This is a genomic window from Streptomyces sp. NPDC090442, from assembly GCF_044769405.1.
In the GTDB taxonomy this organism is placed as follows: Bacteria; Actinomycetota; Actinomycetes; order Streptomycetales; family Streptomycetaceae; genus Streptomyces.
Genome location: NZ_JBIVXW010000076.1, coordinates 26,771 through 45,679, shown reverse-complemented (window position 1 = coordinate 45,679; position 18,909 = coordinate 26,771). Strand labels below are relative to the sequence as shown.

The 18,909-nt window shown below is 73.9% G+C and carries 17 protein-coding genes; 5 read left to right on the top strand and 12 right to left on the bottom strand.

The window, feature by feature from the left end:
* The first annotated feature begins 391 nt into the window (after positions 1-391).
* Positions 392-2,401, top strand: coding sequence for an N-acetylmuramoyl-L-alanine amidase (locus ACIQU6_RS36520; protein WP_403486034.1), 2,010 nt, complete (start codon positions 392-394; stop codon positions 2,399-2,401).
* Between the two features lie 89 nt (positions 2,402-2,490).
* On the opposite strand, the gene ACIQU6_RS36515 is transcribed toward ACIQU6_RS36520, so the two are convergent.
* Both ACIQU6_RS36515 and ACIQU6_RS36510 read right to left on the bottom strand, forming a co-directional pair.
* Positions 2,491-2,991 carry a hypothetical protein gene (locus tag ACIQU6_RS36515; protein ID WP_274917296.1) on the bottom strand — a complete coding sequence of 167 codons (501 nt, stop codon included), beginning with the start codon at positions 2,989-2,991 and terminating at the stop codon, positions 2,491-2,493.
* 62 nt (positions 2,992-3,053) lie between these two features.
* Positions 3,054-3,680 (bottom strand): CGNR zinc finger domain-containing protein, encoded by a 627-nt coding sequence (locus tag ACIQU6_RS36510; protein WP_403486033.1) that lies wholly within the window; start codon positions 3,678-3,680, stop codon positions 3,054-3,056.
* Between the two features lie 50 nt (positions 3,681-3,730).
* Between ACIQU6_RS36510 and ACIQU6_RS36505 the strand changes: the two genes are divergently transcribed.
* Together ACIQU6_RS36505 and ACIQU6_RS36500 are read left to right on the top strand one after the other, a co-directional pair.
* Positions 3,731-4,384, top strand: a complete 654-nt coding sequence (locus ACIQU6_RS36505; protein WP_403486032.1) for a pyridoxal 5'-phosphate synthase — start codon at positions 3,731-3,733, stop codon at positions 4,382-4,384.
* Positions 4,381-5,106 carry a leucine-rich repeat domain-containing protein gene (locus tag ACIQU6_RS36500; protein ID WP_403486031.1) on the top strand — a complete coding sequence of 242 codons (726 nt, stop codon included), beginning with the start codon at positions 4,381-4,383 and terminating at the stop codon, positions 5,104-5,106. Before ACIQU6_RS36505 ends, ACIQU6_RS36500 begins: the two co-directional genes overlap by 4 nt.
* A gap of 59 nt (positions 5,107-5,165) precedes the next feature.
* Here the strand turns inward: ACIQU6_RS36500 and ACIQU6_RS36495 are convergent, their stop codons facing one another.
* The 5 genes from ACIQU6_RS36495 to ACIQU6_RS36475 form a co-directional block, all read right to left on the bottom strand.
* Entirely contained in the window at positions 5,166-5,408 is a 243-nt protein-coding gene (locus ACIQU6_RS36495) for a DUF397 domain-containing protein (RefSeq protein ID WP_274917295.1), read from the bottom strand.
* Positions 5,409-5,495: 87 nt separating this feature from the next.
* Entirely contained in the window at positions 5,496-6,677 is a 1,182-nt protein-coding gene (locus ACIQU6_RS36490; protein WP_403486030.1) for a thiolase domain-containing protein, read from the bottom strand.
* Positions 6,674-7,723 (bottom strand): thiolase domain-containing protein, encoded by a 1,050-nt coding sequence (locus tag ACIQU6_RS36485; protein ID WP_403486029.1) that lies wholly within the window; start codon positions 7,721-7,723, stop codon positions 6,674-6,676. Before ACIQU6_RS36485 ends, ACIQU6_RS36490 begins: the two co-directional genes overlap by 4 nt.
* Positions 7,723-8,952, bottom strand: a complete 1,230-nt coding sequence (locus tag ACIQU6_RS36480; RefSeq protein ID WP_403486028.1) for an OB-fold domain-containing protein — start codon at positions 8,950-8,952, stop codon at positions 7,723-7,725. The genes ACIQU6_RS36485 and ACIQU6_RS36480 overlap by 1 nt, the downstream gene beginning before the upstream one ends.
* Positions 8,953-8,975: 23 nt before the next feature.
* On the bottom strand, positions 8,976-9,821 hold the full coding sequence (locus tag ACIQU6_RS36475; protein ID WP_403486027.1) for a crotonase/enoyl-CoA hydratase family protein: 846 nt from the start codon (positions 9,819-9,821) through the stop codon (positions 8,976-8,978).
* Between the two features lie 163 nt (positions 9,822-9,984).
* Here ACIQU6_RS36475 and ACIQU6_RS36470 point away from each other — a divergent pair, with 163 nt between their 5' ends.
* A complete protein-coding gene (locus tag ACIQU6_RS36470) occupies positions 9,985-11,613 on the top strand; it encodes an acyl-CoA synthetase (RefSeq protein ID WP_403486026.1) in 1,629 nt (542 codons plus the stop codon).
* 112 nt (positions 11,614-11,725) lie between these two features.
* Here the strand turns inward: ACIQU6_RS36470 and ACIQU6_RS36465 are convergent, their stop codons facing one another.
* Positions 11,726-12,358, bottom strand: a complete 633-nt coding sequence (locus tag ACIQU6_RS36465) for a chorismate mutase (protein WP_403486036.1) — start codon at positions 12,356-12,358, stop codon at positions 11,726-11,728.
* 224 nt (positions 12,359-12,582) lie between these two features.
* Positions 12,583-13,275: an alpha/beta fold hydrolase gene (locus ACIQU6_RS36460; protein ID WP_403486025.1), complete on the bottom strand. Its 693-nt coding sequence runs from the start codon at positions 13,273-13,275 to the stop codon at positions 12,583-12,585.
* A 123-nt stretch (positions 13,276-13,398) separates the two neighbouring features.
* On the opposite strand from ACIQU6_RS36460, the gene paaK reads away from it, so the two are divergent.
* A complete protein-coding gene (gene paaK / locus ACIQU6_RS36455) occupies positions 13,399-14,736 on the top strand; it encodes a phenylacetate--CoA ligase PaaK (RefSeq protein WP_403486035.1) in 1,338 nt (445 codons plus the stop codon).
* Positions 14,737-14,817: 81 nt separating this feature from the next.
* Here the strand turns inward: paaK and ACIQU6_RS36450 are convergent, their stop codons facing one another.
* The 3 genes from ACIQU6_RS36450 to ACIQU6_RS36440 form a co-directional block, all read right to left on the bottom strand.
* Positions 14,818-15,618 (bottom strand): VOC family protein, encoded by an 801-nt coding sequence (locus ACIQU6_RS36450; protein ID WP_403486024.1) that lies wholly within the window; start codon positions 15,616-15,618, stop codon positions 14,818-14,820.
* Positions 15,619-15,697: 79 nt separating this feature from the next.
* On the bottom strand, positions 15,698-17,248 hold the full coding sequence (locus ACIQU6_RS36445; RefSeq protein ID WP_403486023.1) for a fatty acyl-CoA synthetase: 1,551 nt from the start codon (positions 17,246-17,248) through the stop codon (positions 15,698-15,700).
* Positions 17,249-17,358: 110 nt separating this feature from the next.
* On the bottom strand, positions 17,359-18,909 hold the full coding sequence (locus ACIQU6_RS36440; RefSeq protein ID WP_403486022.1) for an acyl-CoA synthetase: 1,551 nt from the start codon (positions 18,907-18,909) through the stop codon (positions 17,359-17,361).

Below are 18,909 nucleotides of genomic sequence, written 5' to 3'. Positions count from 1 at the left end.
TCTCCGGAGCGCGCCGCGGCGCTGTGGGCGGGGGGGGGGGGGGGGGGGGCGGGCGCCCCCCGCGCCCCCCGGCCCGGGGGGGCCCCCCCGGGGGGGGGGCGGCGGGGGGGGGCCCCGCCGCTCACGTATGCGTTGGCCCATTCCACTGACGCCCCGCAGCTCCCGGGCCGGGCCCGGGAAGGCTCCTGGCGGTGCTGCCCCGACATGCGAAATCCCGTCCGGGTCAGGTGTTTGACGGCACGTGAGGCAAACCCATGGTCTCGGCCGACCCCGGGGCTTACCCTCGGGTTCTCCCGCACGGCCGCGGCCTGGCCGATTCGCGCTCCACCGGGCAGGCCCTGGCACACCACCGTCACACCGCCCCGACTCGGGCCGGCTTGAGGAGGCCGTTTTGCGAGGATCCGCACCGGAAGGCGCGCCGAGAACCCGCCACTTGGCGCTGCGCAGACCCGCCACCGCCGTCGCGGCGGCGGCGCTGCTGCTGCCACTGGTCTCGGCGGCCCCGTCCGCGGGCGCCGGGCAGCCCCCGTCCGCCGCGCTGCAACGCGCCTTCGACGACGCCGCCGCGCGCTACCACGTGCCGCGCAGCGTCCTGCTGGGCGTCTCGTACCTGGAGTCCCGCTGGGACGCGCACGGCGGCGCGCCCAGCGTCTCCGGGGGCTACGGCCCGATGCATCTGACCGACGCCCGGGCGGCCGTGGCGGGTGCGCCGGAGTTCAGTGCGGACGCCGAGGACGCGCGGGGCGATGCGGCCCGGCCGCGCCGGACGGAGCCGGCGGCGCGGCGGGCGGTGCTGCCCGCCGAACTCCCGGCCCGCTTGCGGACGTTGCCGCGGGCCGCGCGCCTGGCGAAGCTGCCGGCGGCGAAGCTGCGGACCGACCCGGCGGCGAACGTGCTGGGCGGCGCCGCGCTGCTGGCCGCCACCCAGCGCGAGCTGGGGCTGCCGGCCAGTGCCGACCCCGCCAAGTGGTACGCGGCGGTGGCCCGCTACGGCAGCGCGGACGACGCGGCGAGCGGCGCGGCCTTCGCCCGGGACGTCTTCGACGTGATGCGGCACGGGCAGGCCCGCACCACGGACGCGGGGCAGCGGGTCGCGCTGGCCGCCGCGCCCCGGCTGACCGCGGACGCCGCCCAGGAGAAACGTCTCGGCGGGGCCGCCGTGCGGCGCGCCTCGGCGCGCGGTTCCGGTGGGGCGCTGGAGTGCCCGTGGACGGTGGCCTGCGAGTCCTGGCCGGCGCCGTACGAGCAGTACGACAACGGGGCCAACTACGGCAACCACGACCTGGCCGACCGCCCCAAGGAGCAGCGGATCGACACCCTCGTGATCCACGACACCGAGGGCTCCTGGGAGACCACGCTCCGGCTGATCAAGGACCCCAAGTACGTCTCCTGGCACTACACCGTCCGCTCCTCGGACGGGCTGATCGCCCAGCACGTGCCCACCAAGGACGTGGCCTGGCACGCGGGCAACTGGTACGTCAACTCGCACTCGATCGGCATCGAGCACGAGGGGTTCCTCGCCGCGCCGGACGCCTGGTACACGGAGGCGATGTACCGCACGTCGGCGCGGCTGGTGAAGTACCTGGCGAAGAAGTACGACATCCCGTTGGACCGGCAGCACATCCTGGGCCACGACAACGTGCCGGGCACGATCCCGTCGACGATCCCGGGGATGCACACCGACCCCGGCCCGTATTGGGACTGGGCGCACTACTTCGCCCTGTTGGGCCGGCCGTTCAAGCGGACCGCGGGGTCGCACGGCGGGCTGGTCACCATCCGCCCGTCCTACGACGCCAACCGGCCGGTCTACACCGGCTGCGAGAAGGCGGGTGAGCCGTGCGCGGAGCACGGTTCCACGGCGGTGCGGCTGCACACCGCGCCCAGTGAGAGCGCGCCGCTGGTGCAGGACATCGGGCTGCACCCGGACGGATCGGCGACCACGACCGGGGTGAACGACACCGGGGCGCGGGCCTCTACGGGGCAGCGGTTCGCGGTGGCGGGCCGGTCCGGTGACTGGACGGCGATCTGGTACCTCGGGCAGGAGGCGTGGTTCCACAACCCGCGCTCGCACCCGACGGCGGTGAACGCCAAGGGTCTGGTCGCCACCCCGAAGGAGGGTCGATCGGAGATCCCGGTCTACGGGCGGGCCTATCCGGAGCTGTCGGCGTATCCGTCGCAGGTGCCGGTGCAGGCGGTGACCCCGCTGCCGTACAAGCTGCTCGCGGGCCAGAAGTACGCCGTCGGCGGGCGGGTGCGGTCGGACTACTTCTTCTCGCCGACCTTCGACATCACCAAGCACGCGGTGGTGCGGGGCGACGACGTCTACTACGAGATCCAGCTCGGGCACCGGGTCGGCTATGTGCGGGCGGCCGATGTGGAGGTGCACTCCTCGCGGTCGTAGCCCGGGAGGGCCGGGACGCGCACGCGCCCGGTGGTCGGCCGTGGGGCCGTCCGCCGGGCGCGGGTCCGTGCGCCGTCGGTCGTGCCGGGTCAGCCCTGCTGGAAGAGCTCCGCGGGCAGCGGCTTGAGCAGTGCGTAGAGGTCGTCGGTGATCGGGCGGTCCCAGCTGGCGATGGTGACCAGCACGCCGTCGCTGCGGTCGAACTGCACGCAGGAGATGCGGCTCTCGGAGCACTTGATGCGCTTGACGATCAGGAGGTTGTCCTGGTGCATCACGGGGGTGTCCTCGGTCTCCACGACCGTCACCGGCTCGTCGTTCTCAAGCGCCGCGAGGAGCTGGGCCACCTCGAAGGGGACCTGCCCCTCCTCGCACTCGCGCGCCGGCGAGCCCTCCGGGAGGTTGCCGATGATCATCGCCGGGCCGCGGCCGCCGAACAGGTCGTAGCGGAGGAACACGCCCTGGCAGCTCCCGTCGGGCGCGGGCAGCAGCCCGGCCCCGAGATTGCCGGGCCAGTCCCCCGGGTCCATGGCGAGTACGTCGAAGTCTGGACCGGCGGGCGTGGCTGCGCTGCGGCGACGGAGGAAGGACATGTCGCCATCGTACGTGGCCCGGCACGCCGGGCGGCGCGGACGTCGGGCCGGTGCGGGGGTGGTCATTCGGCGACGGTTCCGGTGGGGTCGGCCCCGTCCTGACGGCGGCGCCGGTGGTGGCGGGCGACCCGGGCGCGGTTGCCGCAGGACGGCTTGCACCACTCCTGGCGGGCGCGCTCCTTGACGAAGTAGCGCACGCAGCGCGGGGCCGGGCAGGCCCGCAACCGGTCGCGGTCCGGGCCGCCGAGGAAGGCGAGGGCGGCCCGGGCCAGGGTCGCGGTGAGCCGGTCGGCGGCGGGCGGGGTGCCGGTCGGGAGGTGGCGCAGGACGGGGGGTGCGTCGGGCTCCCAGGTGAGGCGGGGGGCGGTGGGGACCCGGGCCGCGGCGGCGTTGAGCCGGGCCAGTGCCGCGTCCTCGGGGAGCAGCCGGTGGGCGTCGGCGGGGCTGGGCGGGTTGGGGCGGATCGCGCGGGCGAACAGCGAGCGGACCGCGGCCCGGAGCTCGCGGACGGCGGTGAGCAGGGCCTCGTCCGCCGGGGGCGGGCCGTCGGCGGCGCAGTCCAGGGCGTCGGTCCGGTCGCGGAGCCAGGCGGCGAGGCCGGCGGTGTCGGCCAGGTCGTCGGCGACGCCGTCGTGTCCGTCGTGGCGGATGGTGACGGCGAGGTCCAGGGCGAGCCGCGTTGCGTCCATGAAGCTAATGGTACGGTCGCGCGCAACCATTAATCACCCGAGGGGGAAGCATGGCCGATCTCCGTCAACTGCTGCGCGACCTGCCGGTGTTCGGGGGCGAACTGCCCACCTTCGACACGGTCGCGACGCCCGACGATCCGGTGGAGCTGTTCACCGCGTGGCTGCTGGGCGCGATCCGGGCGCAGGTCCCCGAGCCGCACGCGATGACGGTCGCGACCGCCGACGCGGACGGCACCCCGTCCGCCCGGACCCTGATCCTCAAGGACATCGACGCGGCGGGCTGGCGCTTCGCCGCGCACGACGGCAGCGCCAAGGGCCGGGAGTTGACCGCCCGCCCGTACTGCGCGCTGGCCTTCTACTGGCAGCCCCTCGCCCGGCAGGTGCGGGTGCGCGGCCCGGTGGTGCGGGAGGACGCGGAGCGGTCCGCCGCGGACTTCCTGGCACGGAGCCCGGAGGCGCGCGCCGAGGCCCTGGTGGGCCGGCAGAGCCGGCCGCTCGCGTCGCTGGCGGAGCGGGACGCCGCGGTGGCCGATGCCGCTCAACGGCTGGCGCGCGAACCGGGGTTGGTGCCGCCCGAGTGGACGCTGCACACCGTGCGGGCGGAATCGGTGGAGTTCTGGCAGGGCTCCACGGACCGCAACCACACCCGGCTGCGCTACCGCCGCACCGACGGCACCTGGACGAAGGAACTGCTGTGGCCGTGACGGCCGCGCGCCTCAACTACTGGCGGGCGGGCCTTGGTTCGTTCCCCGAGGAGGTGTGGGAACGGCCGGACTGCGAGGTGCTGATCCTGGCCGACAACCGCCTCACGACGCTCCCGGCCGGGCTCGGTCGGCTGCGTCGGTTGCACACCCTCGACCTCGGCCACAACGCGCTCACCGCGCTCCCCGCCGAACTCGGTGCACTGTCCGGGAGCCTGACCCGCTACCTCTACGTCCACGACAACCGGCTCACCACCCTGCCGGACGCACTCTGCCGGCTGGACCGGCTGGGCTACCTCAACGCCGGGGACAATCCGCTGGGCCGACTGCCGGCCGGGCTCGGCGAGATGGTCGGGCTGGTCGAACTCCGGTTGCAGCGCATCGGGTTGACGGAGTTGCCGGCGTCGGTGGGGCAACTGTCCCGACTGCGGGAGCTGTGGCTGGGCGGCAATGCGCTGACCGGGCTGCCGGAGGGGGTCGCGGAGCTCGGCGCGCTGCGCGTCCTGGAGCTGCGGGACAACGCGCTGCCGCAGGTCCCCGGGGCGCTGCGCGGGTTGTGCCGGCTGCGCCGGCTGGACCTGCGCGGCAACCGGATCGGTGAACTGCCGTACTGGCTCGCCGCGTTGCCGTCCCTGGAGAAGCTGGACCTGCGGTGGAACGCGGTGGACGACGCGGCCGCGCCGGTCCGGGCCCTGCGGCAGCGGGGGTGCGTGGTGCTGACCTGACGGCCCGGCCCGCGCCGCGGCGGCGGGGGCCGGCGCCGGTGGCGACGCGTCGGCGGGGCTCAGGTCAGGTCGAACTCGCCCTCGCGGGCGCCGAGGACGAAGCCGCGCCACTCGGCGGGGGTGAAGATCAGCGCCGGTATCTCCGGGCTGCGGCCGTTACGCATCGCGATATAGCCCTCGACGAAGGCGATCTGGAGATCTCCGCCCACGCCCCGGGTGCTCGATTGCCACTCGGCGCGGGACAGGTCGAGTTCCGGCCTGGTCCCGCCCGCGAGCCGCTGGTCGGTGATGCTGTCGGCCACGTATCCGCTCCTCCCGATCGTCATCGGTGGCCAGGGTAACGACTGATCCCCGGGGCGGAACAGGGGACGTGCGACGGGTGCGGGACGTCAGGTGGTGGGGGCTTCGGCACCCACCAGCCACATGGAGAAGAACTGCGAGCCGCCCCCGTAGGCGTGGCCCAACGCCCGTCGGGCGCCGTCGACCTGGTGCTCGCCGGCCCGCCCGCGGACCTGGAGGGCGGCCTCGGCGAAGCGGAGCATGCCGGAGGCGCCGATGGGGTTGGTGGAGAGCACCCCGCCCGAGGGGTTGACGGGCAGGTCGCCGTCGAGCCCGGTGACCCCGGACTCGGTGAGCTTCCAGCCCTCACCCTCGGCGGCGAAGCCGAGGTTCTCCAGCCACATCGGCTCGTACCAGGAGAACGGGACGTACATCTCGACGGCGTCGATCTGGCGGCGCGGGTCGGTGATCCCGGCCTGCCGGTAGACGTCGGCGGCGCAGTCCTTGCCGGCCTGCGGGGAGACGAAGTCCTTGCCGGCGAAGAGGGTGGGCTCGCTCCGCATCGCCCCGCCGTGCACCCAGGCCGGCGGATGCGGGGCCCGGGCGGCGCCGGTGCGGTCGGTGAGGACCATGGCGCAGGCGCCGTCCGAGGAGGGGCAGGTCTCGGAGTAGCGGATCGGGTCCCAGAGCATCGGCGAGGACTGGACCTTCTCCAGGGTGAGGTCGTGCTCGTGGAGGTGGGCGTAGGGGTTCTTCAGGGCGTTGCGGCGGTCCTTGTAGGCGACGAGGGAGCCGACGGTGTCCGGGGCGCCGGTGCGCCGCATGTACGCGCGGACGTGCGGGGCGAAGAACCCGCCGGCGCCGGCCAGCAGCGGCTGTTGGAAGGGGATCGGGAGGGACAGGCCCCACATCGCGTTGGACTCGGACTGCTTCTCGAAGGCGAGGGTGAGGACCGTGCCGTGCACCCGGGCGGCGACGAGGTTGGTGGCGACCAGGGCGGTGGAGCCGCCGACCGAGCCGGCGGTGTGCACCCGGAGCATCGGCTTGCCGACGGCGCCGAGCGCGTCGGCGAGGTAGAGCTCCGGCATCATCACCCCCTCGAAGAAGTCGGGGGCCTTGCCGATCACCACCGCGTCGATGTCGGCCCAGCCCAACTCGGCGTCCTCCAGGGCCCGTTGGGCGGCCTCCCGGACCAGGCCGGCGATCGAGACGTCGCGCCGGGCGGCGACGTGCTTGGTCTGACCGACGCCGACGACGGCCACCGGCTCCTTCGCGGTCGCTGCGTTGCTCATCGCTCCCCCTCCAGGACGGCGACCAGGTTCTGTTGCAGGCACGGGCCGGAGGTGGCGTGCGCCAGGGCGCGGTCCGCCTCGCCGCGCTGGACGGCGGCGGCGGCCGCGCCGAGCCGGATCAGGCCGGCGGCCATCATGGGGTTGGCGGCCAGCGCGCCGCCGGACGGGTTGATCCGGACCGTGCTGCCGGGCGCGTCCAGCCGCAGCGCGCGACGCAGCACGACCTCCTGGGAGGTGAACGGGGCATGCAGCTCGGCGAGTTGGACGGGGGCGTCGAAGGCGCCGGCGTGTTCGGCGGCGAGCCGGGTGGAGGGCGAGTCGGTGAGGTCGCGGACGCCCAGGGCGTGCGCCTCGATGCGGTGGTCCAGGCCGCGGATCCAGGCGGGGCGGTCGGCCAGCCGGCGGGCGGTGTCGCCGGCGGCGAGGATCACCGCGGCGGCGCCGTCGACGACCGGCGGGCAGTCGCCGGTGCGCAGCGGCCCGACGACCTGCCGGCCGGGGGCGGCGTCCGGGCGGTCATCCCGGCTGCGCGCGCCGATCGCGGCCAGTTCGCGGGCGTCGGTGTGGCCGGCGTCGAGCAGCGCCTGGGCCTGGAGGGCGGCGAGCGCCACGGAGTCGGGCCAGAGCGGGGCGACGTAGTACGGGTCGAGTTGGCGGGTGAGGACCTCACGCAGGTCGCCGGGCGAGGACTTGCCGTACGCGTAGACCAGCGCGGTGTCGGCCTCGCCGGTGAGGATCTTGACCCAGGCTTCGTGGAGCGCCCAGGCGCCGTCCATCTCCACGTGGGACTCGGCGATCGGCGGCCAGGCGCCGACGCCGTCCAGCGCCATGGTGAACGAGAAGGCGCGTCCGGCGAGGTAGTCGGAGGAGCCGGAACAGGTGAAGTCGATGTCCCGGGCCTTCAGGCCGGTCTGCGCGAGGACGTCGTGCAGCACCGGCATCAGCATCTCGACCTCGGAGGTCTCGGCACTGTCCGGGGCGTGCGCGCTCTGTCCGAAGGCGACGACGGCGACCTCGCGCACCGGGCCGCGCACTGGCTCGGGCATCAGATCAGCTCCTTGTAGCTGTCGTAGTCGGCGTCGGGTTCGCCGGTGGGGCGGTAGTGGTCGGGGAATCGGGCGCCCTCGGTCCAGACGGGCTCGACCCGCAGCCCCATCCGCACCTGGTCGTAGGGGATGCCGCCGATCCGGGCGTGCAGCGCCAAGTCGGCACCGTCCAGGGCGATATGGGCGTAGACGTAGGGCACCTCGATGTCGAGGTTGCGCGCCTTGATGTTGACGATGCAGAAGGTGGTGACGGTGCCGCGGGGGCCGACCTCCACCTGTTCGCCGGTGGCGACCCCGCAGGTGGGGCAGGCGCCGCGGGGCGGGACGTAGACCTTGCGACAGGCCGGGCAGCGCTCCCCGAGGGTGCGCCGCTCGGCGAGCGCCTGGATGTACCGGGACTGGGCGTGTCCGGGCGCGTAGGTGTAGTCGAGCCGGGCCGGCGCGGTGATGCCGGTCACGGGCTCGTCGAACTGCCCGATGCGCGGGGCCGATTGCTGCCCGGCGTGCGGGACTGGTTGCTGCCCGTCGGCGGCCGCGCGCCCACCGCCTTCGGGAGTTCCCCCTGCGGGAACGTCTCCTACGGGAGCGCCTCCCTCGGGAGCGCCCCGGCCGGGATTCCCCCCGTCGGGAGTCCCCCTGCTGGGAGCTCCCCCGCCGGGATCCCCCTCCCCGGGAATACCACCCCGCCCGTCCACGTTGTGGCCCCGCAGGGGGCCCGCGCCACCCCTACGGGATCCGTTCGCCCCCTCCCTAGGTGCCCCGACCATCGCGTCGGTCACCTCACCCGCCGCCCCGTCCGCGGGCTCGAAGCAGGCGATGTCGGTGATCGCCCCGGTGCGTTCGGCGGCCCAGCGGATGCGGACCCGCATGCCGGTGCGCACGGCGTCCGGGCCGGGCGCGGCCAGGGCGTGCAACAGGGCGGTGTCGGCCCCGTCGAGCCGGACCAGGACCCAGGCGAAGGGGTCGGCCAGCGGCTGGCCGCGGCGCGGGGACGGGTTCCAGGCCCAGGTGGTGACGGTGCCGGTCGGGGCGACCTCGACCAGGTCGCGGAGCTCGTCGGCGGTGACCGGGTCGTACTCGACGGGCGGCACCACCACCCGGCCGTCGCGGGCCCGGACGCCGAGGACGGTGCGCTCGCGCAGCCCGGTGAGGAAGGCGCCGACGACCGGGCCGAGCGAGCGGGTGAAGGGGAATTCCACGACGAGCGGCGCGGTGAGGACCTCTGACATGGGGACTCCTCGATGGGGTGGGATCAGGCGCGCCGGAAGACCGGGGGGCGCTTCTCGGCGAAGGCGCGGGAGCCCTCCTTGGCGTCGGCGGTGTCGAAGATCGGCCAGCCGCGGGCGAGTTCGGCGGCGAGCCCGTCGGTCTCGGTCATCCCGGCGGTCTCGTAGACGGACGCCTTGACGGCCTCGACGGCGAGCGGACCGCAGGCGTTGATCCGCTCGGCGATCTCCAGCGCCTCCTCCAACGCGGTGCCGTCGGGGACGACATGGCCGATCAGGCCGATCCGGGCCGCCTCGGCCGCCGGGTAGGGCCGGCCGGTGAGCAGCATCTCCAGGGCGTGGGTGCGGGGGATCTGGCGGGGCAGTCGGACGGTGGAGCCGCCGATGGGGAACAGGCCGCGCCGGACCTCGTAGAGGCCGAAGGTGGCACCCTCGCCGGCGACCCGGATGTCGGTGCCCTGGAGGATCTCGGTGCCGCCGGCGACGCAGTGGCCCTCGACGGCGGCGATGACCGGTTTGCGCGGGCGGTGGTGACGCAGCATGGCCTTCCAGTGCAGATCCGGGTCGGCGCGCAGCCGCGCGCGGTACCCGTCGCCGGTCAGTCCGCCGCCGGCCAGCGCCTTGAGGTCCATGCCGGCGCAGAACGAGCCGCCGGCGCCGGTCAGCACGATCGACCGGATCCGGTCGTCGGCGTCGGCGGCGAGCCAGCCGTCGTACAGGCCGACCAGCATCGGCAGGGAGAGCGCGTTCCTGGCCTCCGGCCGGTTGAGGGTGAGCACCAGCGTCGCGCCGGTGCGCTCCACGGTGAGGTGTTCGGTGGCCGCATCCTCCGGCCGAGCCGGTGCGGTCGCGGCGTGTTCGGTCCCGCCCATTCGGTCCTCCCGTCTCACGACGTAGAACAGGTTGCAGTAGCCGGACGGCGAGTTCAAGGCTTTTCTGACGACCAGTCAGTTTTCTTGGTCCGGACCCCTTCCCTGCGTTCGGCTACGGCGCTCTAATGACCGCCGAGCCGACGCCGCCCGGTCTGGAGGAGCCATGGAGTACAACCTCGCCGACCTCTTCGAGTCGATCGTCGACACCGTCCCGGACCGCGAGGCGTTGGTATACCTTGACCATCCGGGCACCGGCGCCGAACGACGTTTGACCTACGCGGAGTTGGACCGGGCTGCCAACCGCCTGGCCCACCACCTCGCCGACCGCGGCATCGGCCCCGGCGACCACGTCGGACTGCACCTCTACAACGGCGTCGAGTACCTCCAGTCCGCCTACGCCTGCCTGAAGCTCCGTGCCGTGCCGGTGAACGTCAACTACCGCTATGTCGAGGAGGAGTTGGTCTACCTCTACCGAGACGCCGATCTGGTGGCGCTGGTCTTCGAAGCGGAGTTCACCGACCGGGTCGCGGGGGCGCTGCCGAAGGCGCCGAAGCTGCGGCACCTGGTACGGGTCGGCACCCCGCCCGCCGGCGCCGCCGAACCGGCGATCGCGCCGGTGCCACTGGCGGAGGCCGAGGCGGCCGGCTCCCCCGCCCGCGACTTCGGGCCGCGCTCCGCCGACGACCGCATCGTGATCTACACCGGCGGCACCACCGGCATGCCCAAGGGCGTGGTCTGGCGCCACGAGGACATCTTCTTCTCCGGGATGGGCGGCGGCGCACCGACCGGCGAACCGGTCGCCCGCCCACAGGAGTTGGCCGAGCGGGTGGCGGCCGGCGGCGAGGGCCTGGTGTTCTTCCCGACGCCGCCGCTGATGCACGGCACCTCGACGCTCACCGCGTTCATCGGCTTCCACTTCGGCCAGAAGGTCGTCGTGCACCGCAGGTTCGCGCCGGAGGAGGTGCTGCGCACCATCGAACGGGAGCGGGTCACCAGCGTCTCCCTGGTGGGTGACGCGATGCTGCGCCCCCTGGTGGACGCGCTCGCCGGCCCGCTCAAGGGGACCGACTGCTCGTCCCTGTTCAGCGTCAGCAGCTCGGGGGCGATCCTCTCCGACACCGTCCGCGCCCAGTTCGCCGCGCTGGTCCCGAACGCGTTGCTGCTGAACAACTTCGGCTCCTCGGAGTCCGGCTTCAACGGCACCGCCACCGACGACTCGGGCCCCGACAAGGGCTTCCGGCTGAACGTCAACTCCCGTACGGCGGTGGTCGATCCGGCCACCCACCGACCGGTCGCGCCCGGCGAGGTCGGCCGGCTGGCGCTCCGCGGCCATGTGCCGCTCGGCTACTACAACGACGCGGCGAAGACCGCGGAGACGTTCTTCGCGGCGGACGGGGACCGCTGGGTGCTGCTCGGCGACATGGCCACCGTCGGCGCGGACGGTGTGGTCACGGTGCTGGGTCGGGGCTCGCAGTGCATCAACTCCGGCGGGGAGAAGATCTATCCGGAGGAGGTGGAGCAGGCCCTGAAGGCGCATCCGGACGTCTATGACGCGCTGGTGGCCGGCGTCCCGGACGACCGCTGGGGCAGCCGGGTCGCCGCCGTCGTCCAACTCCGGCCGAACGCCGGCCCGTTGGACCTGGGCGGCATCCAGTCCCACTGCCGGACCCGGCTGGCCGGCTACAAGATCCCCCGTCAGGTCGTCTTCACCGACCGGATCCAGCGGTCACCGAGCGGCAAGGCGGACTACCGGTGGGCGAAGGCGGTGGCGGCGGGGGAAAGGGAGGCGTGAGGGGCAAGGGGCCCGAAGGGGACCATTTCCCCAACCAGCCGGCCCCGGCCGCCTGTCCACCCCCGCCCGTCTTCCTCACCGCCCGCCGCCCGCCGCCCGCCGCCCGCGTCGGCTATCCTCCGCACACCGACCGCAGCGAACGGGCCAACCCGGCCGCGTGCAGCAGGTCCAGCCGGCGCTCGTCGCCCACCCGCAGCGCGGCGAGCGCCAGCCGCGGCCCGCAGCCCGGCGCCGTACGGGCCCGCGGGGACGCGGCGACGGCCCGCACCAACTCCCCGTTGAGGCGGTTGATCTCCTGACGGACCCGGGCGAGATCCGGGCGGGTGGTGGGCGCGTGCGCGGGGTCCGCGCCCCAGCGGCGGTACAGCCCCCGCTGGACCAGCTTGTTCGCCTCGATCTGGTCCCGGAAGATCCGCACGGTCGCCTCCGGGTCGGCACCCGCCTCGCGGGCCTGCGCGGCCACCGCGGCCAGCACCTCCCGCTCCCGCGCCGGATCGTCGATCGGGCTGCCGGTGCCCCACTTCGCCGCGGCCACCAGGTCGGCGGTGGCCAGCCGTGCGGCGGAGAGGGCGGCCAGCGGCCGGAGGTGATCGGCCGGTGACGGCGCGGGCGCGGCGGCACGCACCGGGTCGGCGGCCGGCCGCGGTGCGGCGCCGGCGGGCACCGCGGCGGCGCTGCCGGACCCGACCCCGACCCCGGCGAACAACACCGCCGCGGCGCTCCCGGCGAGCAACGCACGGCGCATCGAGATGATCACCTGCACATCGAGCCTTCCGTCGAAACCGTTCACCGAACCCTCTGTCGCCTGTGCCGAACCGCGGCCGAGACGACCACCGCAGCCCTCAGGGAACCGCTCGTCGAGCCGTTCCTCCCGACGTCGAGCGTTCGTCGATCCGTGCACGAGCCGCTCGCGGAACCGCGTCCGCCGCCATCATGAACACTGGCCAGTCATACGGTAGTTGACCCACGTCAACCCCGCAGGAAGGACGTCACCGCCGCCAGGTACTCCCCCGGTCGCTCCTCGTGGACGAGGTGGCCGGCGCCCTCGACGGTGACCAGGCGGGCGTCGGGGATGGCGTCGGCCACCTCGACGAGGTGGCGTTGGGGGATGTGGCTGGTGGAACCGCCGGCGATCACCAGCGTGGGGGCGGTGATCGCAGAGAGGGACGCCCGCCAGTGCGGCGCGGGGGCGTTCCGCTCGGCGACGGCGGCGACCTTGGCCTGCCAGTCGAAGGCCGCGGGGCCGGGCGGCGGCGCGGGGACCCGCTGCGGCGGGTCGGCGGGGACCGGCGGGGCCGGTTCCTCGGCGATCAGGCGGGAGACCAGGGCGGGGCGGTGGGCGGCCAGCAGCAGGGCGGTGGTGCCGCCCAGCGAGTGGCCGATCAGCGCGACCGGGCCGAGGTCGAGCGCCTCGACGAAGCCGATCGCGTCGTCCCGCCAGCGCTCGAAGCCGTACTCCCCCGGCCAGTCGCTGCGGCCGTGCCCGCGCTGGTCGAGCGCGAAGACCCGGTGCGTGGTGGCCAGTCGGCCGACCACCCCGCGCCAGTCCTCACCGTCCTCGCCGAGGCTGTGCAGCAGGACCGCCGGGGGCGCGTCCGCCTCGCCCCACCCGCGGTACGCCAACCGAACGTCACCGACCTGCACCTTCCGTACGTCACCCATGCGCGAGAAGCTACCCGCGGGTCGTCCGCGGCACGCCCCTTGACGTGCCCGCCGCGCGCTGATTACTTGGTTCCGCAATCGCGGCTACCGAATGATCGGTAGGGAGACGAGGCGGTGAGATCCATGCCGGAAGCGGCGACGGACAGCGGGACGGGCGACGGGGTCTGCGGGACCGACTGGTGCGACGACGCGGAGCGGCTGTCGGCGGACGCCCTGCACGCGCTCCAACTCACCAGGCTTCGCGCCTCGTTGCAGCACGCCTACGACCACGTCCCCTTCTACCGGACGGCGTTCGACCGGGCCGGCATCCGGCCCGAGGACTGCCGCACGCCGGCGGACCTGGCCCGCTTCCCGTTCACGGTGAAGGACGACCTGCGGGCGCACTATCCGTTCGGCATGTTCGCGGTGCCGAAGGAGCGGGTGCGGCGGCTGCACGCCTCCAGCGGCACCACCGGGCGACCCACGGTCGTGGGCTACACCGAGCGGGACCTGTCGAACTGGGCGGATCTGGTGGCCCGTTCGATCCGTGCGGCGGGCGGCCGACCAGGCCACACCGTCCATGTCTCCTACGGATACGGGCTGTTCACGGGCGGGCTGGGGGCGCACTACGGCGCGGAGCGGCTCGGCTGCACCGTCGTCCCGGCCTCCGGCGGGATGACCAGCCGTCAGGTGCAGCTCATCCAGGACTTCCGCCCCGAGATCATCATGGTGACGCCGTCGTACCTGCTCACCCTGCTCGACGAGTTCGAGCGCCAGGGCATCGACCCCCGCACCACCTCGCTGAAGGTGGGGATCTTCGGCGCCGAGCCCTGGACGCAGGAGATGCGCCGGGAGATCGAGGAGCGGTTCGCCCTCGACGCGGTGGACATCTACGGACTGTCGGAGGTGATGGGGCCCGGCGTGGCGCAGGAGTGCGTGGAGACCAAGGACGGGCTGCACATCTGGGAGGACCACTTCTATCCGGAGGTGGTCGATCCGCTCACCGGCGAGGTGCTGCCGGACGGCGAGCACGGCGAGTTGGTCCTCACCTCGCTCACCAGGGAGGCCATGCCGGTCATCCGCTACCGCACCCGGGACCTGACCCGGCTGCTGCCCGGGACCGCCCGCCCGGCCTTCCGCCGGATGGAGAAGATCACCGGGCGCAGCGACGACATGATCATCCTGCGCGGGGTCAACCTCTTCCCCGCACAGGTCGAGGAGATCGTGCTGCGCACCCCCGGCGTCGCTCCCCACTTCCAGCTCCGGCTGACCCGCGAGGGCCGGCTGGACCGGCTGACCGTGCGCGCCGAGGCCCGGCCGGACGCCACCGCGGACGACCGCGCGGCCGCCGCCGACCGGATCGCCCGCGGCGTCAAGGACGGCATCGGGGTCACGGTCGCGGTGGAGATCGTCGATCCGGAGACGCTGGAGCGCTCGGTGGGGAAGTTCAAGCGGATCGTGGACGCCCGCGGGGACGGCTGACGGCGCCCCGAACCGTCGCCCCGGGCAGCTCTCCACCCCCCGGCCTTGCCGTTGCCGTCCGTCCCGCCCTACCGCCCGTCATCAGGCCGTCTTGGGCTCCCCCTTGAGCAGCGCGAAGGGCGCGCCGGCCGGGTCCATCACCATCGCCAGCCGGCCGATGCCGGCCGCGTCCATCGGCGCGATCAGCGGTGTGGCGCCGAGTTGGGTGGCGGTGTGGTACATCGCGTCGCAGTCGGTGACGCCGAAGTACGGGTGCCACTCCGACGTCGAGCCGGCGTCCAGATGCATCTGTTGGAGCTGGAGGATGCCGCCGTGCGCGGTGTCGTCCCCGCTGCCGGCGCCGGGCGCGGAGGCGACGCTGTAGAGCAACTCCCCGCCCATCGTCATGTCCTGGTAGGTCCAGGCGAACACGCTGCGGTAGAAGTCCTGGGCCGCGGCGGCGTCGGTGGTGTAGAGCTCCGTCCAACACAGGGTGTTCGGCTCCATGACCGCTTCCAGTCCCTTGACGTCGCCCGGCTGCCAGACCGCGAAGTCGGCGCCCGTCGGGTCGGTGAACGTGGCGAGCCGGCCGGCGGTGAAGACGTCCATCGGCGCGGTCCGGACCCGGCCGCCGGCCTGCTCCACCGCCTTGCTGGTGGCGTCCGCGTCCGCGGTGAGGAAGTACGGCGTCCAGGCCGGGCCGGCGCCCTCCTCCTGGCAGGGGCCGACCGCACCGACCGTCTTGCCGTCGAGTTGGAAGAAGCCGTAGCCGCCGGCTTCCGGGCCGGCCGACTGGAAGGTCCAGCCGAACAGCGCGGCGTAGAACGCCGCGGCGGCGTCGACGTCGGGGACGCCGAGGTCGAGCCAGTTCGGTGCGCCGGGGACGAAGCGGGTCGTCAACATGGGGTACTCCGATCACGTGCTGGTCAGTGCCGGTTCCCAGCATGGCAGCGGGCACTGACAGTCGCCCTCCGCGCGCCGCTCAGCGGGTGCCGAACCGCTCGCGCAGCGCCCGCTTGAGGACCTTGCCGCTGGCGTTGCGCGGCAGCGCGTCGACGAACACCACGCGCTTGGGCACCTTGAACGGCGCCAGGCGGGCCCGCGCCGCGGCGATCAGCTCCGCCTCCCCCACCGCGTCGCCCCCCGCCGCGCCGTCCCCGTCGCCGGTACGCCGGACCACCACCGCGGTCACCGCCTCGATCCACCGCTCGTCCGGCAGCCCGACGACCGCGACCTCGGCGACCTGCGGGTGCGCGTAGAGCACGTCCTCCACCTGGCGCGAGGCGACCAGCACGCCACCGGAGTTGATGACGTCCTTGACCCGGTCGACGACCGTGAAGTAGCCGGCCGCGTCCCGGACGGCCAGGTCCCCGGAGTGGAACCAGCCGTCCCGGAACGCCTCCGAGGTCTCCTCGGGCTTCTCCCAATAGCCCGTGCAGAGCTGCGGCGAGCGGTAGACCACCTCGCCCGGGGTGCCGTCGGGCACCTCCCGGCCGTCCCCGTCCACCACCCGCGCCTCGACGAACAGCACCGGGCGCCCGCAGGAGTCCATCCGCCCCTCGTGCTCGTCCGGTCCGAGGACGGTGGCCAACGGGCCGATCTCGCTCTGGCCGAAGCAGTTGTAGAAGGCGAGGTGCGGCAGCCGGGCGCGGAGCCGTTCCAGTACGGGCACCGGCATGATCGAGGCGCCGTAGTACGCCTTGCGCAGCCCGTCCAGGTCGCGGGTGCCGAAGCCGGGGTGGTTGGCGAGCCCGATCCAGACGGTCGGCGGGGCGAACAGGCTGTCCGCCAGGCCCGCTTCCACCAGTGCGAAGAGCCGCTCCGGAGCGGGCCCGTCCAGGAGGGTGTTCTCCGCCCCCACCGCCAGATAGGGCAGCAGGAAGACGTGCATCTGGGCGGAGTGGTAGAGCGGCAGCGAGTGGACCGGACGGTCGTCTTCCGTGAGGTCGAGGGCGACGATCGCGCTGGTGTACTCGTGCACCAGCGCCCGGTGGGTCATCATCGCTCCCTTGGGGAGGGCGGTGGTCCCGGAGGTGTAAAGGAGTTGGACGAGGGCGTCCTCGGCCGGCGCGGGCAGCGCCTCGCCGTCGGCCGGCTCGCGGTGCCGCGGCAGCCGCTCCAGCAGCCCGTCCGGCGCGCCGTGCAACGGGACGGCGCGCACCGCGTCCGGCAACCGGGGCGCCAGCGCGACGTCCGTGAGCACCAGGGTGCTGCCGGACTGCGTGAGCAGGTAGTCCAACTCCTCGCCGGTCAGGGCGTGGTTGACCGGGACGTGGACCAGGCCGGCGCGGGCGCAGGCCAGGAAGCCGATCAGGTAGGCGTCGGAGTTGTGCCCGTAGGAGGCGACCCGGTCCCCCGGGCGCAGCCCCTCGGCGCGCAGCAGTCGGGCGGCGGCGGTGACCGCGTCGTCCAGTTCGCGGTAGCTCCAACTCCGTTCGCCGTAGCGGACCGCCGTCCGTTCCGGCACCCGGCGCGCGCTGCGCCGCAGGATCCCGTCGACCGTGTTGCCGCGCGCGTCCCTCGCATCCGTCATGCGGCGATCCTGGGGCGCGCCCGGATGCCCGGTCAAGGCACCGCGCGCCGCCCGGTGGCCCGCGGCGGTCCGCAACGGCCCCGGCCGCCCCGGGGGTCACCGGCTCCCGGTCACACGGCCCGCTCCCGGCCCTCCCAATACGGGGCGCGCAGCCGGCGCTTGTAGAGCTTGCCGTTGGGGTCGCGGGGCATCGCGCTGGTGAAGTCGACCGAGCGGGGGCGTTTGTAGCCGGCCAGGTGGCGGGCGCAGTGGTCGAGGAGGGCGGCGGCCAGTTCCGGGCCGGGCCGGTGTCCCTCGGCGGGTTCGACGACCGCCTTGACCTCCTCGCCCCAGTCGTCGTGCGGGATGCCGAAGGCGGCGGCGTCGGCGACGGCGGGGTGGGCGAGCAGCGCCGACTCGATCTCGGCCGGGTAGATGTTGACCCCGCCGGAGATGATCATGTCGATCTTGCGGTCGCGGAGGAAGAGATAGCCGTCCTCGTCGAGGTAGCCGAGGTCGCCGACGGTGAAGAAGTCGCCGATGCGGTTCTTGCGGGTCTTGCCCTCGTCCTTGTGGTAGCTGAAGCCGCCGGTGGTCATCTTCATGTAGACGGTGCCGAGTTGGCCGGCCGGCAGGCGGTTGCCGTCGTCGTCGAAGACCGCCAGTTCGCTGATCGGCCAGGCCCGCCCGACCGTGCCGGGCTTCTTCAGCCAGTCCTCGGCGGTGGCGAACGCGCCGCCGCCCTCGCTGGCCGCGTAGTACTCCTCGACGCAGCCGCCCCACCAGTCGATCATGGCGCGTTTCACGTGGTCGGGGCAGGGCGCGGCGCCGTGGATGGCGTGCCGCATGGACGTCACGTCGTAGCGGCCGCGGACCTCTTCCGGGAGCGCGAGCAGGCGGTGGAACTGGGTGGGCACCATGTGCGTGTGGGTGCACCGGTGGCGCTCGATCAGCCGGAGCATCTCCTCGGGCGTCCACTTGTCCATCAGGACGACGCGGTGGCCGATGTGCAGGGCGGCGCCGGCGAATTGCAGGACCGCGGTGTGGTACAGCGGCGAGCAGACCAGGTGGACGTTGTCGTCGAACGGCCGGATGCCGAAGATGGCGAGGAAGCCGCCGAGGTAGGTCTCCTCGGGCGGTTTGCCGGGCAGCGGGCGGCGGATGCCGCGCGGGCGGCCGGTGGTGCCGGAGGTGTAGTTCATCACCCAGCCCAGGGTCCGGTCGGCCGGCGCCGACTCCGGTTGCCCGTCCAGGAGTTGGGCGTAGGGGCGAAATCCGGCCACAGTGCCGACCGCGTACCGCCGTTCCGCGGCCAGCCCCGCCTCGTCGGCCGCCTGCCGGGCCGCGTCGCCGAACCGCTCGTGGGCGATCAGCACCTTGGCCCCGGAGTCGGCGACGATCCAGGCGATCTCCGGGCCGACGAGGTGGTGGTTGACGGGGACGAGGTAGAGGCCGGCCTGGGCGGCGGCGAGGTGGGCGGTGAAGAACTCCACGCCGTTGGGGAGGACCACGGCGAAGGCGTCGCCGCGCTCCAGGCCGGCCGCGCGCAGCCCGTGGACCAGCCGGTTGGTGGCGGCGTGCAGCCGGCCGGCGGTCCACTCCTCGCCGTCTGGGGCGATCAGGACCGTCCGGTCGGGGTCGGCGGTGGCCTGGGCCCAGAAGCCGTTGGGGGTGTCGGTCAT